Source organism: Burkholderia sp. NFPP32, assembly GCF_900119325.1.
Lineage (GTDB): Bacteria > Pseudomonadota > Gammaproteobacteria > Burkholderiales > Burkholderiaceae > Burkholderia > Burkholderia pyrrocinia_C.
The window spans coordinates 68,510-82,260 of sequence record NZ_FPJP01000005.1 but is presented as its reverse complement, the minus strand read 5'-3'; the positions used below and the strand labels follow the sequence as shown (position 1 = coordinate 82,260).

The 13,751-nt window shown below is 66.9% G+C and carries 12 protein-coding genes; 4 read left to right on the top strand and 8 right to left on the bottom strand.

Translation table 11 applies throughout. From position 1 onward, the window contains the following. Positions 1 to 28: 28 nt before the first annotated feature. The 8 genes from BT264_RS12015 to BT264_RS11980 form a co-directional block, all read right to left on the bottom strand. On the bottom strand, positions 29 to 925 hold the full coding sequence (locus BT264_RS12015) for a polysaccharide deacetylase family protein (RefSeq protein WP_072437197.1): 897 nt from the start codon (positions 923 to 925) through the stop codon (positions 29 to 31). A 13-nt stretch (positions 926 to 938) separates the two neighbouring features. Continuing rightward, positions 939 to 1,994: a bifunctional UDP-4-keto-pentose/UDP-xylose synthase gene (locus tag BT264_RS12010; RefSeq protein WP_051983717.1), complete on the bottom strand. Its 1,056-nt coding sequence runs from the start codon at positions 1,992 to 1,994 to the stop codon at positions 939 to 941. After that, positions 1,991 to 2,938, bottom strand: a complete 948-nt coding sequence (locus tag BT264_RS12005; protein WP_072437198.1) for a formyltransferase — start codon at positions 2,936 to 2,938, stop codon at positions 1,991 to 1,993. The genes BT264_RS12010 and BT264_RS12005 overlap by 4 nt, the downstream gene beginning before the upstream one ends. Next, positions 2,935 to 3,957: a glycosyltransferase gene (locus BT264_RS12000; protein WP_072437199.1), complete on the bottom strand. Its 1,023-nt coding sequence runs from the start codon at positions 3,955 to 3,957 to the stop codon at positions 2,935 to 2,937. Before BT264_RS12000 ends, BT264_RS12005 begins: the two co-directional genes overlap by 4 nt. Before the next feature lie 6 nt (positions 3,958 to 3,963). Further along, complete coding sequence (locus BT264_RS11995; RefSeq protein ID WP_072437200.1) at positions 3,964 to 5,115, bottom strand: DegT/DnrJ/EryC1/StrS family aminotransferase; 1,152 nt, start codon at positions 5,113 to 5,115, stop codon at positions 3,964 to 3,966. A 130-nt stretch (positions 5,116 to 5,245) separates the two neighbouring features. Continuing rightward, the gene (locus BT264_RS11990) at positions 5,246 to 5,617 is read right to left on the bottom strand and encodes an SMR family transporter (protein ID WP_034181245.1); all 372 of its coding nucleotides are present in this window, start codon (positions 5,615 to 5,617) and stop codon (positions 5,246 to 5,248) included. Between the two features lie 13 nt (positions 5,618 to 5,630). Continuing rightward, positions 5,631 to 7,307, bottom strand: coding sequence for a glycosyltransferase family 39 protein (locus BT264_RS11985; protein WP_072437201.1), 1,677 nt, complete (start codon positions 7,305 to 7,307; stop codon positions 5,631 to 5,633). A gap of 123 nt (positions 7,308 to 7,430) precedes the next feature. Beyond that, the gene (locus BT264_RS11980) at positions 7,431 to 7,805 is read right to left on the bottom strand and encodes an Mth938-like domain-containing protein (RefSeq protein ID WP_034181247.1); all 375 of its coding nucleotides are present in this window, start codon (positions 7,803 to 7,805) and stop codon (positions 7,431 to 7,433) included. 316 nt (positions 7,806 to 8,121) lie between these two features. Between BT264_RS11980 and BT264_RS11975 the strand changes: the two genes are divergently transcribed. The 4 genes from BT264_RS11975 (at position 8,122) to glp (ending at position 13,736) form a co-directional block, all read left to right on the top strand. After that, entirely contained in the window at positions 8,122 to 9,360 is a 1,239-nt protein-coding gene (locus BT264_RS11975) for a pyridoxal phosphate-dependent aminotransferase (RefSeq protein ID WP_072437202.1), read from the top strand. 53 nt (positions 9,361 to 9,413) lie between these two features. Next, a complete protein-coding gene (locus BT264_RS11970) occupies positions 9,414 to 10,742 on the top strand; it encodes a homoserine dehydrogenase (protein ID WP_072437203.1) in 1,329 nt (442 codons plus the stop codon). Positions 10,743 to 10,752: 10 nt separating this feature from the next. Further along, positions 10,753 to 12,204, top strand: a complete 1,452-nt coding sequence (gene thrC / locus BT264_RS11965; RefSeq protein ID WP_072437204.1) for a threonine synthase — start codon at positions 10,753 to 10,755, stop codon at positions 12,202 to 12,204. Positions 12,205 to 12,488: 284 nt separating this feature from the next. Continuing rightward, on the top strand, positions 12,489 to 13,736 hold the full coding sequence (gene glp / locus BT264_RS11960; RefSeq protein ID WP_072437205.1) for a molybdopterin molybdotransferase MoeA: 1,248 nt from the start codon (positions 12,489 to 12,491) through the stop codon (positions 13,734 to 13,736). The last annotated feature ends 15 nt before the right edge of the window (positions 13,737 to 13,751 follow it).

The window sequence follows — 13,751 nt, the reverse complement described above, 5'->3', positions numbered from 1 at the left end:
GGCGGGCGACGCCGGCTCGCGCGCGAACTCAGTCGGGCTGGACGATCAGTTCGCCGGAGCGGCCGGGGATTTCGCCCCACGTGACAGGGTACGATGGCAGCGAGTCGCGGTCCAGCGTCGCGTGGTAGTCGCCCATCGTCGCAAACGTGTGGCCTTGCGCGCGCCAGCCGGCGAGCAGTTGCTCGAACACGGGCGCGAGCTTCTGGCCTTCCAGTTCCGCGTGCAGCGTGAACACCTGGTCGTGCGGATTGGTTTCGGTGAACCTGAGGATGTGCGCGGCGACGTTATGCGCGTCGACGCCGTCGATGCCGAGCACTTCGTCGAGCGTGGGCAGCGTCGTCGGCATCTGCACGTGCGACAGCGTGCGGCCGCCGACGACGGGCAGGTACGGCGAATGGCCGCGGCCGTCGGATGCGTAGCGCATCCCCCATGCGTCGATCTGCTCGAACGCGGAGTCGTTCATCTGCCAGCCGGCCGCGCCGTGCGTGACGGGCGGCGTGCCGAAGATCTCGATGAAGCGCGCATGGCTCTTCTGCATTTCACGCGCGGTCCAGTCGCGATCGCGCACGCGGACGTTGTCCTGCCAGTACACGTGATCCCACGTGTGGATCCCGCATTCGAAGCCGGCCTCGTGGATCGCGCGCATGTCGGAGATCGCGCGGCGGCCGATGTCGGGGCCCGGCAGCAGCACGCCGTACATCAGCTGCTTCACGCCGTAGTGCTCGACCACCGACGTGCGCGACACTTTCTTCAGGAAGCCGGGGCGGAACACGCGCCGCAGCGCCCAGCCCGTGTGATCGGGCCCGAGGCTGAAGAGGAAGGTCGCGCGCGCGTTGAAGCGGTCGAAGATGCGCGCGAGGTTCGGCACGCCTTCGCGCGTGCCGCGCAGCGTGTCGACGTCGATCTTGAGGACGATGCGAGCCAAGCGAGCGTCCCGGTCAGCCTTGCTGTTCGACGAGCGCGCGCGCGTCGGCGACGTGGCCGCGATACGCTTCGAAGATGTTGCGCAGCGCGTCGTCGAACGTCGCTTGCGGCGCCCAGCCGAGTTCCTGCATCGTGTTGTCGATCTTCGGCACGCGGTTCTGCACGTCCTGGTAGCCGTTGCCGTAGTAGGCGCCCGACGTCGTCTCGACGAGCTTCACCTGCTTGGCCGAATCGGCGTACTCGGGGAATTCCGCCGCCAGTTCGAGCATCTTGTGCGCGAGCTCGCGAACCGAGAAGTTGTTCTTCGGATTCCCGATGTTGTAGATCTTGCCCGATGCGACGCCGTTCTTGTTCTCGATGATCTTCATCAGCGCGCTGATGCCGTCGCCGATGTCGGTGAACGCGCGCTTCTGCGAGCCGCCGTCGACGAGGCTGATGTTCTCGCCGCGCACGATGTGGCCGAGGAACTGCGTGACGACGCGCGAGCTGCCTTCCTTCGGCGTGTAGATCGAGTCGAGGCCCGGGCCGATCCAGTTGAACGGGCGGAACAGCGTGAAGTTCAGGCCTTCCATCCCGTAACCCCAGATCACGCGGTCCATCAGCTGCTTCGAGCACGCGTAGATCCAGCGCGGCTTGTTGATCGGGCCGTAGGTGAGGGCCGATGCGTCCGGGTCGAACTGCTCGTCCGAGCACATGCCGTAGACCTCGGAGGTCGACGGGAACACGAGGTGCTTGCCGTACTTGACGGCCGAACGCACGATCGGCAGGTTCGCCTCGAAGTCGAGCTCGAACACGCGCAGCGGCTGCTGGACGTAGGTGGCGGGCGTCGCGATCGCGACGAGCGGCAGGATCACGTCGCACTTCTTCACGTGATACTCGACCCACTCCTTGTTGATCGTGATGTCGCCTTCGAAGAAATGCATCCGCTCGTGGTTGACGAGGTCGCCAAGCCGGTCGGTCTGCATGTCCATGCCGAACACTTCCCAATCGGTGGTTTCAAGAATGCGCTTCGACAGGTGATGGCCGATGAAGCCGTTCACACCCAGGATCAGGACTTTTTTTGCTTTCATGAATGACGGGAAGAATGAATGAACTGCGCGAATTCCGCGGGCGTCACGACGGTTTCGCTGCCGTCGCGCTGCTGCCACAGCTCGAGAATGGATAGGGCGCGGCTGTCGCCGCAGACGCCGAATAGCGCATTATCGCTTACGTGCAGGCCGGGCGGCAAATCTGCCGCGGCGGCCGCTGCCGGGCTGCCGGGCGCCGCGAGGCGCGCGCGCGCGATCACGAAACGCGTGCCGCCGACGTCCGTGAACGCGCCCGGATACGGCGGCGCGACCGCACGCACCAGGTTGTAGACCTGCGCGGCCGGCTTCGACCAGTCGACGCAGCCGTCCTCGGGCTTGCGCCCGCCGAAGTAGCTGCCGGTCGCGAGATCGTTCGGCAGGTGCGCCGCCTCGCCCGCGAGCAGCGCGGGCAGCACGCGCCAGAGCGTCTGCTCGGCGGCCACCGTGACCTTGTCGAACACCTGCGTGGCCGTGTCGTCCGGCAGGATCGGCACCGCGGTCTGGCCGATGATCGCGCCCGCGTCGGGCTTCGCGGCCATTTCGTGCAGCGTCGCGCCGGTTTCGGTCTCGCCGTTCAGCACGGCCCAGTTGGTCGGTACCCGACCCCGGTATTTCGGCAGCAGCGAACCGTGCATGTTGTACGCGCCGCGCGGCGCGATCGCGAGCAGGTCCACCGGCAGCATGTGCCGGTAGTAGAACGAGAAGATGAAATCCGGCTGCGCGTCCGATACCGCGCGGCGCAGCGCCGGATCGGCGGGATCGGCCGGCGTGACGACCGGAATGCCGTGCTCGGCCGCGACGGACGCGACGCTGCCGAACCAGATGTTCTCGTTCGGGTTGTCCTCGTGCGTGACGACGAGCGCGACGTCGACGCCGCGCGCGAGCAGCACCTGCAGGCACCGCACGCCGACGTTGTGATACGCGAAGACGACCGCGCGCGGCTTCATTGCGCGGCTCCCGCGCGGTTCTCGCCGGCCGGCACCGCCGGCATGCCGTCGTGCTGCTCGAGCACGGCCTGGATCAGGTAGCGCGGCCGTGCGCGCACCTGCTGGTAGATGCGGCCGACGTATTCGCCGAGCAGGCCGAGCGCGAAGATGATCACGCCGAGCAGGAAGAACGTGATCGCGAACAGCGTGAACACGCCTTGCACTTCCGCGCCGACGATGAAGCGCCGCACGAGCAGCAGCACGAACAGTGCGGCGGAGCCGAGCGACAGGATCACGCCGATGAACGACAGCCACTGCAGCGGCACGACCGAGAAGCCCGTCACGAGGTCGAAGTTCAGCCGGATCAGGCTGTACAGCGAGTACTTCGACTCGCCCGCGAAGCGCTCCTCGTGCGCGACCTCGATTTCGGTTGGCTTCTGCGCGAACGTATAGGCCAGCGCCGGGATGAACGTGTTGACTTCGCCGCACACGTTGATCGTGTCGATGATGCGGCGGCTGTACGCGCGCAGCATGCAGCCCTGGTCGGTCATCTTGATGCGCGTGATGCGCTCGCGCAGCCGGTTCATCATCTGCGACGCCTTGCGTCGCCACAGGCTGTCCTGGCGCTGCTTGCGGATCGAGCCGACGTAGTCGTAGCCCTCGCGCATCTTCGCGATCAGCTTGCCGATTTCCTCGGGCGGGTTCTGCAGGTCGGCGTCGAGCGTGATGACGATCTCGCCGCGCGACTGCGCGAAGCCCGCGAGGATCGCCATGTGCTGGCCGTAGTTGCCGTTGAGCAGCACGACGCGCGTCGTGTCGGGGCGCACGTGGAACTGGTCGGCGAGCATCGCGGCCGAGCGGTCGCGGCTGCCGTCGTTGATCAGGATCACTTCGTATGACGTGTCGAGTGCGTCGAGCGCCGGATACAGCCGCGCGAACAGCGCGGCGAGGCCGTCTTCCTCGTTGTACACGGGGATGATGACCGATACTTCCGGTTGCCCGGCGCCCGGATGCCCGGCGCGTGCTTCAAGGTGACTCATGTACGCTTATTTTCCGTATTGTTCGCAAATCTGGTTGATGGCGTCGACCACGCGACGCACGTCGCCCTCCGTCATCTGCGTGAACAGCGGCAGCGTGACGGTCGACGCGCCGTACCGTTCGGCGTGGGGGAACATGCCCTCCTTGAAGCCGCGCGCACGGTACAGCGTGAAAAGATGGATCGCCGGGTAGTGGACGCCCGTGCCGATGCCGCGTTCCTTCATCTGCGCCATGAACTCGGCGCGCGGGATCGACAGCCGCTCGAGCGGCAGCGTGATCTGGAACATGTGCCAGTTGCCGTTCTCGAATTCGGCGACCGGCAGGCCGACGCCGAGCTTCGCGGCCGGGCCGCCGTCGAACGCGGCGAAATACGCGCGCGCGAGCGCACGGCGCTGCGCGGTGAAGCGCTCGAGGTGCGGAAGCTGGCCGAGGCCGACGCGCGCGGCGACGTCGGTCAGGTTGTACTTGCCGCCGAGCACGTCGCAGTCCATCCCGTCGAAGCCCGTGCGCGTGATGCCCTGCAGCCGGTACTTCTGCGCGAGCGTCGCCTCGTCCTCGTTGTTCAGCACGAGCGCGCCGCCTTCGATCGTCGTCAGGTTCTTGTTCGCGTGGAAGCTGAACGACACGATGTCGCCGAACGCGCCGATGCGCTTGCCGTTCCACGTCGAGCCGAGCGCCTGCGCCGCGTCTTCGATCACGCGCAGGTTGTGCGCGCGCGCGATCGCGTACAGGCGGTCCATGTCGACCGGCAGGCCGGCCAGGTAGACGGGGATGATCGCCTTCGTGCGCGGCGTGATCGCCTGCTCGAGCTTGTCGAGGTCGATGTTGCGCGTGACGGGATCGATGTCGGCGAACACGGGCGTCGCGCCCGTTTCGAGGATCACGTTGCTGGTCGAGACCCACGACGCCGGCGTCGTGATCACCTCGTCGCCGGCGCCGACGCCCGCGATGCGCAGGCCGATCTCGAGCGTGCAGGTGCCCGAGTTGAACGCGCGGACCGGACGGCCGCCGCAGTATTCGGACAGCGCCGCTTCGAATTTCTGGCACTGCGGGCCGGTGGTGATCCAGCCCGAGCGCAGCACTTCGACGACGCCCTGGATGGTTTCCTCGTCGATCTCGGGGCGGGTGAACGGCAGAAACGGAGCGGTAGTCTGGCTCATGAACGCTTTGGCCTGTAATGGCGTGTAATAAAAGGGTCGGGCAATCCCGTCCGAAACCGGCATTAAACACCGGTTGGCGGATTCGTACCGTGATTTTTTGTAGGCGGACGCTTAACGCCGCGAGGCATGCTCAGCTTCGTGCAAGCACGAGTACCCCGATCAAAATGATGCCGATGCCGACGAGCCGCTGGACCGACAGCACCTCGCCGAACAGGTACCAGGCCGCGAATGCGTTGACGACGTAGCCGAGCGACAGCATCGGGTACGCGATCGACACGTCGACCCGCGACAGCCCGAGGATCCAGACGACGACGCTCAGCACGTAGCAGCTCAGGCCGCCGATGATCGGCAACTGGGTCGCGATCTTCAGGCCGACCGGGATGATGTTCGCACGGCTGAATTCGAAGTGTCCAACGGCGTTGACGCCGGCTTTCAGCAGAAGTTGCGCACAGGCGTTGAGCATCACGCCGGTGATGATGCAGACGAACGAAACGGGATTCATGCGGCGGGCGTCCTTACGATTGCGGTTTCTCGACGATCACGCGGCGGTTGTCGCGCGCGATCACGCGCATCGGCACGCCTTGCTTGACCAGCGCGTCGTACTGGCCGGGCGGCATGATCGCGAGCGCATGGGTTTCCTGTTTCCAGCGCGTGATCCATTCGTCGACGGTCGGAATCCATTTGTTCGGCTCCACCGAGATCCCGAACGCGAGTTCGTCCCGGCGCTGCACCATGATCGTCGTGTGGCCCATGTAGAACGGGAACGTGTGATCGAGCATCTCGATCGAGTAGAACGGCGTGTCGGGCGGCAGCTTCGCCAGTTCGGCGCGCACGGCGGGCGCGAGCAGCGCGCCCGAGCTGTAGCGGCCGAACTCGTCGTGCCCGGTGCCGCCGATCGTGCCGAACGCGAGCCAGGCGGCACCGAACGCGGCGATCGCGGCGGCCACGCCCGCGCGGCGGTTCTGCCACGCGGCCGCGAGCGTCAGCGCGGCCGCGATCGCGAGGCCCGCGTACAGCCACATCTGGAACGCGCGGTACAGCGCGTTCGGCGTGCGGGCATCGCCCTGGTACGCGAGGAAGATGATCCCGAATGCCGCGGCGACGAAGAACACGAGGTAGCCGAGCAGGTGGCGGCGGAACCGGTCGGCCGACACCAGAGGCAGGTACGCGCCGACGATCAGCGCGAGCGCCGGCGCGATCGGCAGCACGTACGAGATCAGCTTCGAATGAGACGCGCTGAAGAACAGGAAGATGAACGCGCTCCAGATCAGCAGCACGAGCATCGGCGAGAAGCCGTTCGGCTGGCGCGGCATCCGCAGCGCATGGCGGATGCTTTGCCACGCGACCGACAGCCACGGCAGGAAGCCGACCAGCAGCACCGGCACGAAGTAGTACAGCGGCCCGGGGCGGTTCTGTTCGGGGGTCAGGTAGCGGCGGAACTGCTGGACGATGAAGAAGAAGTTGAAGAACTCGGGGTTGCGCTGCTGGACGAGCACGAACCACGGCGTGACGATCGCGAAGAAGATCACGAGGCCGCTGACGAGGTACAGGCGCTTCCACAGCGCCCAGTCGCGCGCGATCAGCGTGTAGAGCACGAGCACGGCGCCGGGCAGGATCAGGCCGACGAGGCCCTTCGACAGCACCGCGAACGCCATTGCGGCCCAGCACGCCCACATCCAGCCGCGCACCGCGGCCGGGCGCAGCCCGGGCCGCTGCGCGAGCAGCAGCGAGCACAGCGACAGCGCCATCCAGAACGCGAGCCCCATGTCGAGCGCGTTGAAGTGGCCCATCAGGTTCCAGTACGGCGAGCTCGCGAGCACGACGGCCGCGAGGAAGCCCGACAGCGGGTTGAACAGGCGCGCGCCGGTGAAGCCGACGAGCAGCACGCCGGCGAAGCTCACGACGGCCGTGTAGAGGCGCGCCTGCCATTCGCCGATGCCGAACCACGCGAACGTCAGCGCGTTCAGCCAGGTCTGCAGCGGCGGCTTCTCGAAGTACTTGTAGCCGTTGTAGCGCGGCGTGATCCAGTCGCCGGTGACGAACATCTCGCGTGCCATCTCCGCGTAGCGGCCTTCGTCGCTCGGGATCAGGTGGCGCAGCCCGAGCGGCGCGAACCAGACGATCGCGAGCGCGACGAGCAGGAGGACGAGCGTGATGCGATTGAGCGGTAGCCTCGACGGCGTATCGTTCATGGGTTTTCAGCCTGTTGGTTGTTGTGACGGGCCGCCGGCGGATTGCGCCGGGGGCGGGCGGCCTGGCCGGGCCGATCCGGGGATCGACCCGCTGCGCCGGCCCGAGTTTTACCGCATCGGGGATTAACGTTCAATTAAGAGCGCAGCGGCGACCTTGCGGCCCTCGGCCATCAGGATGTTGTAGGTGCGGCACGCGGCCTGGAAATCCATCGTCTCGACGCCGATCCGCCTGGCCGTGAGCGCGGCAACCAGCCGCGGGTGCGGGAAGCGCAGCCGCGCGCCGCTGCCGAAGATCACGAGTTCGGGCGTCGGGTCGAGCAGCATCGCGAAATGCTCGGGCGCGAGCGCGTCGAACGACGACACGGGCCATGCCTGGACCGGCGCGCCGGGCAGCACGATGACGCTCGTTTCATGGCGTTCGAGATTGACGTCGACATAATCGGGGCCGTAGCCGGTGACGGTGTTGAGCGCGCCGCTCGCGTCCTGGTGCAGTTTCAAATCGGTATTCCGCGGTTCCGTAGGGGAATGTGTTGCAGGGCCACACGGGCCCGGGGCGGCCGGTTTCGCGCGCCTGTGCACGCGGGACGCCTGACGGCGCGGGCCCGGCGCGGCTATGGTGCATTGCGAAAGTCGGCCAAAATCCGCTAAATTATAACTTTTTGGTCGCCCCCGGGCGCCACTTGCATCGCGCGCTGCCACAAGCCGCGCCCGATCGCCCGCTTTTTCCCAGTCTAGACAGCGCGCACAGACCGGCCGCTTTCCAGTTTTGATCCCGTCCCCCCGGCCGCAAGGCCAACCCAGGAACCGTGTCGTCGTGAAACCGATTCAGAAGTCGAACAAGCTGCTCAACGTCTGCTACGACATCCGTGGCCCGGTGCTCGAGCACGCCAAGCGCCTCGAGGAAGAAGGCCACCGCATCATCAAGCTGAACATCGGCAACCTCGCGCCGTTCGGCTTCGACGCACCGGACGAGATCATCCAGGACATGATCCGCAACCTGCCGGCGTCGTCGGGCTATTCGGATTCGAAAGGCGTGTTCTCGGCCCGCAAGGCCGTGATGCACTACACGCAGGAAAAGGGCGTCGTGGGCGTCGGCCTCGACGACATCTACATCGGCAACGGCGCGTCCGAGCTGATCGTGATGGCGACCCAGGCGTTGCTGAACGACGGCGACGAAGTGCTGCTGCCCGCGCCCGACTACCCGCTGTGGACGGCGGCGGTGAGCCTGTCGGGCGGCGCGCCCGTGCACTACGTGTGCGACGAGCAGAACGCGTGGATGCCCGATCTCGACGACATCCGCCGCAAGATCACGCCGAACACGAAGGCGATCGTCGTGATCAACCCGAACAACCCGACGGGCGCGCTTTATTCCGACGAATTGCTGCTGGAGCTGCTCGAGATCGCGCGCCAGCACGGGCTGATCGTGTTTGCCGACGAGGTCTACGACAAGATCGTCTACGACGGCCTCGAGCACACGGCGATGGGCTCGCTGTCGGAGGACGTGATCACCGTCACGTTCAACAGCCTGTCGAAGAGCTATCGCTCGTGCGGCTACCGCGCGGGCTGGATGGCCGTGTCGGGCCTCGGCGGCGACAACCGCCGGCGCGCGAAGGATTACCTCGAGGGGCTCGGCATCCTGTCGTCGATGCGCCTGTGCGCGAACGTGCCGGGGCAGTTCGCGATCCAGACGGCGCTCGGCGGCTACCAGAGCATCAACGAGCTGATCGTGCCGAGCGGGCGCCTGTACAAGCAGCGCGAGCTCGCTTACGACATGCTCACGTCGATTCCGGGCGTGACCTGCGTGAAGCCGCAGGCCGCGCTGTACATGTTTCCGCGCCTCGATCCGAAAATCTATCCGATCCAGAACGACCAGCAGTTCATACTCGACCTGCTGCTCGAAGAGCGCGTGCTGCTCGTGCAGGGCACGGGTTTCAACTGGGCGACGCCGGACCACTTCCGCGTGGTCTTCCTGCCGAACCTCGACGACCTGACCGATTCGATCAACCGGATCGCACGCTTCCTCGACGGCTACCGCAAGCGCCATTCGGCCTGAGCGGACAGGACCACACGGAACCCCTTACTTCTTACTCATCGATCACACGCAGCATGGAACCGATCAAAGTTGGCCTGTTGGGCTTCGGCACGGTGGGCAGCGGCACCTTCACGGTGCTGCGCCGCAACCAGGAAGAAATCAAGCGACGCGCGGGGCGCGGCATCGAGGTGACGCGCATTGCCGTGCGCAACCCGGCCAAGGCGCAGGCTGTGCTCGGCGGCGACGCCGGCGCCGCGCAGATCACCGACGATTTCAATTCGGTCGTCGACGATCCGTCGATCGCGATCATCGCCGAGATGATCGGCGGCACGGGCATCGCGCGCGAACTCGTGCTGCGCGCGATCGCGAACGGCAAGCACGTCGTGACGGCGAACAAGGCGCTGCTCGCGGTGCACGGCACCGAGATCTTCGAGGCCGCGCGCGCGAAGGGCGTGATGGTCGCGTTCGAGGCGGCCGTCGCAGGCGGCATCCCGATCATCAAGGCGCTGCGCGAAGGCCTGACCGCGAACCGCATCCAGTACATCGCGGGCATCATCAACGGCACGACGAACTACATCCTGTCGGAAATGCGCGACCGCGGGCTCGACTTCGCGACCGCGCTGAAGGCCGCGCAGGAGCTCGGCTACGCGGAAGCCGATCCGACCTTCGACATCGAAGGCATCGACGCCGCGCACAAGGCGACGATCATGAGCGCGATCGCGTTCGGCGTGCCGGTGCAGTTCGATCGCGCGTACGTCGAGGGCATCAGCAAGCTCGACGCAACCGACATCCGCTACGCGGAAGAACTCGGCTACCGGATCAAGCTGCTCGGCATCGCGCGCCGCGCCGAAAACGGCATCGAGCTGCGCGTGCACCCGACGCTGATCCCGGAAAAGCGCCTGCTCGCGAACGTCGAAGGCGCGATGAACGCGGTCGTCGTGCACGGCGACGCGGTGGGTACCACGCTGTACTACGGCAAGGGCGCGGGCGCGGAGCCGACCGCGTCGGCGGTGGTCGCGGATCTCGTCGACGTCACGCGCCTGCATACGGCCGACCCCGAGCATCGCGTGCCGCACCTCGCGTTCCAGCCCGACAGCCTGTCGAACACGCCGATTTTGCCGATCGAGGAAGTCACGAGCGGCTACTACCTGCGCCTGCGGGTGGCCGACCAGACCGGCGTGCTCGCCAACATCACGCGGATCCTCGCCGAATCGGGCATTTCGATCGACGCGCTGCTGCAGAAGGAATCGGAGCAGGTCGACGGCGCGAACGGCGAAACCGACATCATCCTGATCACGCACGAGACGCTCGAGAAGAACGTCAACGCGGCGATCGCGCAAATCGAAAGCCTCGCGACGGTCGTGTCGAAGGTGACGAAGCTGCGCATGGAAGCGCTGAACTGAGGCGGAAGACATGAACTACATCTCCACGCGCGGCGCCGGCATCGGCGAGCGCCATACGTTCTCCGACATCCTGCTCGGCGGTCTCGCGAAGGACGGCGGGCTCTACCTGCCGGCCGAGTATCCGAAGGTGTCCGCCGACGAGCTCGCGCGCTGGCGCGCGCTGCCGTACGCGGATCTCGCATTCGAGATCCTGTCGAAGTTCTGCGACGACGTGCCGGCCGACGACCTGCGCGCGATCACGCGCCGCACGTATACGGCCGACGTGTACAGCAACACGCGCCACGGCGAGAACGCAGCCGACATCACGCCGCTGAAGACGCTCGGCACCGAGAACGGCGCGCCGATCTCGCTGCTCGAACTGTCGAACGGCCCGACGCTCGCGTTCAAGGACATGGCGATGCAGCTGCTCGGCAACCTGTTCGAGTACACGCTCGCGAAGCACGGCGAGGCGCTGAACATTCTCGGCGCGACGTCGGGCGACACGGGCAGCGCGGCCGAATACGCGATGCGCGGCAAGGCCGGCGTGCGCGTGTTCATGCTGTCGCCGCACAAGAAGATGAGCGCGTTCCAGACGGCCCAGATGTTCAGCCTGCAGGATCCGAACATCTTCAACCTCGCGGTCGAAGGCGTGTTCGACGACTGCCAGGACATCGTGAAGGCCGTGTCGAACGATCACGCGTTCAAGGCGCAGCAGAAGATCGGCACGGTCAACTCGATCAACTGGGCGCGCGTCGTCGCACAGGTCGTGTACTACTTCAAGGGCTACTTCGCGGCGACGCAGTCCAACGACGAACGCGTGTCGTTCACGGTGCCGTCGGGCAACTTCGGCAACGTATGCGCGGGCCACATCGCGCGGATGATGGGGCTGCCGATCGCGAAGCTCGTGGTCGCGACCAACGAGAACGACGTGCTCGACGAGTTCTTCCGCACGGGCGCGTATCGCGTGCGCAGCGCCGAGAATACGTATCACACGAGCAGCCCGAGCATGGACATCTCGAAGGCGTCGAACTTCGAGCGCTTCGTGTTCGACCTGCTCGGCCGCGATCCGGCGCGCGTGATGCAGCTGTTCCGCGACGTCGAGGAGAAGGGCGGCTTCGACCTCGCGGCGAGCGGCGATTTCGCTCGCGTCGCGGAGTTCGGCTTCGTGTCGGGCCGCAGCAGCCACACGGACCGCATCGCGACGATCCGCGACGTGTTCTCGCGCTACGACACGATGATCGATACGCACACGGCCGACGGCGTGAAGGTTGCGCGCGAGCATCTCGATGCGGGCGTGCCGATGGTCGTGCTCGAGACGGCGCAGCCGATCAAGTTCGGCGAGACGATCCGTGAAGCGCTCGATCGCGAAGCCGAGCGGCCGGCCGCATTCGACGGGCTCGAGGCGCTGCCGCAGCGCTTCGAGGTCGTGAAGGCCGACGCGCAGCAGGTGAAGGACTTCATCGCCGCGCATACGGGCGCGTGACGCACGGCCGGGCCTGCAGGCCCGGCTGCGCAGGACGGCCGGAATGCCGATTCGTCGAACGGATCGGGGTTCCGGCCGTTTCGTTTGGCGATGCGGTGCAGCGGTACTGCGATATGCAGGCGTTCGGCAGCCCGCCGCGCGTCTGCAGCCGAACGTCGCGCGAAACGGGTGCCAGACCCGCGCGTTCGCGACGATCACAGTTCTCGCATGTCCGCCATATCGCGCGCCCGCGCGACGGCGTCGCTACAATGACGTATTGACTCCAACGTTCCCCGATTCCATCGATGTCGAACCCGAATCCCGCGGCGCCGCGCGTGCCGATGCTGTCGACCGCCGAGGCGCTCGCCGCGCTGCTCGATGCCGCGAAGCCGCTGCCCGGCACCGAAACCGTCACCACGCTCGACGCGCTCGGCCGCGTGCTGGCGGCCGACGTGAGCTCGCCGCTCGACGTGCCGCCGATGCATACGAGCGCGATGGACGGTTATGCGGTGCGCGTCGCCGACCTGCTGCACGGCGAGCGGCGTCTGCCGGTGTCGCAGCGGATTCCGGCCGGTCATCCGGCCGTGCCGCTCGCGGCCGGGACGGCCGCGCGGATCTTCACCGGCGCGACGGTGCCGCCGGGCGCCGACGCCGTCGTGATGCAGGAGCAGACGTCGGCCGAAGGCGATGCGGTCGAGATCCTGCATACGCCGAAGGCCGGTGAATGGATCACCGCGCAGGGCGCGGACATCCGGCAGGGCGCGGTGATCCTGCCGGCCGGCACGCGGCTCACGCCGCAGGCGCTCGGCCTGGCCGCATCGGTCGGCTGCGCGCAACTGTCGGTCGCACGGCGGATTCGCGTCGCGGTGTTCTTCACCGGCGACGAGCTGACGATGCCGGGCGAGCCGCTGAAGCCCGGCGCGATCTACAACTCGAACCGCTTCACGCTGCGCGGGCTGCTGGAGCGGCTCGGCTGCCACGTGACCGACTACGGGATCGTGCCCGACTCGCTCGCCGCGACGCGCGACACGCTGCGCGAGGCCGCGCGCGATCACGACGTGATCCTGACGAGCGGCGGCGTATCGGTCGGCGACGAGGATCACGTGAAGCCGGCCGTCGAGTCCGAAGGGCGGCTCGCGCTGTGGCAGATCGCGATGAAGCCCGGCAAGCCGCTCGCGTACGGCGCGGTGCGGCGCGGCGACGATCGCCCCGATGCGCACTTCATCGGGCTGCCCGGCAACCCCGTATCGAGCTTCGTCACGTTCCTGCTGTTCGTGCGGCCGTTCCTGCTGCGCCTGTCCGGCGTGCGCGACGTCGCGCCGCGCGCGCTGTCGCTGCGCGCCGACTTTTCGCAAGGCAAGGGCGACCGGCGCAACGAATTCCTGCGCGCACGCGTCAATGCGGCCGGCGGCCTCGATCTGTTCCCGAACCAGAGCTCGGCGGTGCTGACGTCGACGGTCTGGGGCGACGGCCTGATCGACAATCCGCCGCAGCACGCGATCAGCGCAGGCGAGACCGTGCGTTTCATTCCGTTTTCCGAATTGCTGTCGTAACGCGGCGGCTTCCCG

What these genes read in the sequence shown, in the direction of transcription:
- BT264_RS12010 (WP_051983717.1), bottom strand. Translation starts at nt 1,994, where the DNA reads ATGAAAGCAAAAAAAGTCCTGATCCTGGGTGTGAACGGCTTCATCGGC.
- BT264_RS12005 (WP_072437198.1), bottom strand. Translation starts at nt 2,938, where the DNA reads ATGAAGCCGCGCGCGGTCGTCTTCGCGTATCACAACGTCGGCGTGCGG.
- BT264_RS12000 (WP_072437199.1), bottom strand. Translation starts at nt 3,957, where the DNA reads ATGAGTCACCTTGAAGCACGCGCCGGGCATCCGGGCGCCGGGCAACCG.
- BT264_RS11995 (WP_072437200.1), bottom strand. Translation starts at nt 5,115, where the DNA reads ATGAGCCAGACTACCGCTCCGTTTCTGCCGTTCACCCGCCCCGAGATC.
- BT264_RS11990 (WP_034181245.1), bottom strand. Translation starts at nt 5,617, where the DNA reads ATGAATCCCGTTTCGTTCGTCTGCATCATCACCGGCGTGATGCTCAAC.
- BT264_RS11985 (WP_072437201.1), bottom strand. Translation starts at nt 7,307, where the DNA reads ATGAACGATACGCCGTCGAGGCTACCGCTCAATCGCATCACGCTCGTC.
- BT264_RS11970 (WP_072437203.1), top strand. Translation starts at nt 9,414, where the DNA reads ATGGAACCGATCAAAGTTGGCCTGTTGGGCTTCGGCACGGTGGGCAGC.
- thrC (WP_072437204.1), top strand. Translation starts at nt 10,753, where the DNA reads ATGAACTACATCTCCACGCGCGGCGCCGGCATCGGCGAGCGCCATACG.
- glp (WP_072437205.1), top strand. Translation starts at nt 12,489, where the DNA reads ATGTCGAACCCGAATCCCGCGGCGCCGCGCGTGCCGATGCTGTCGACC.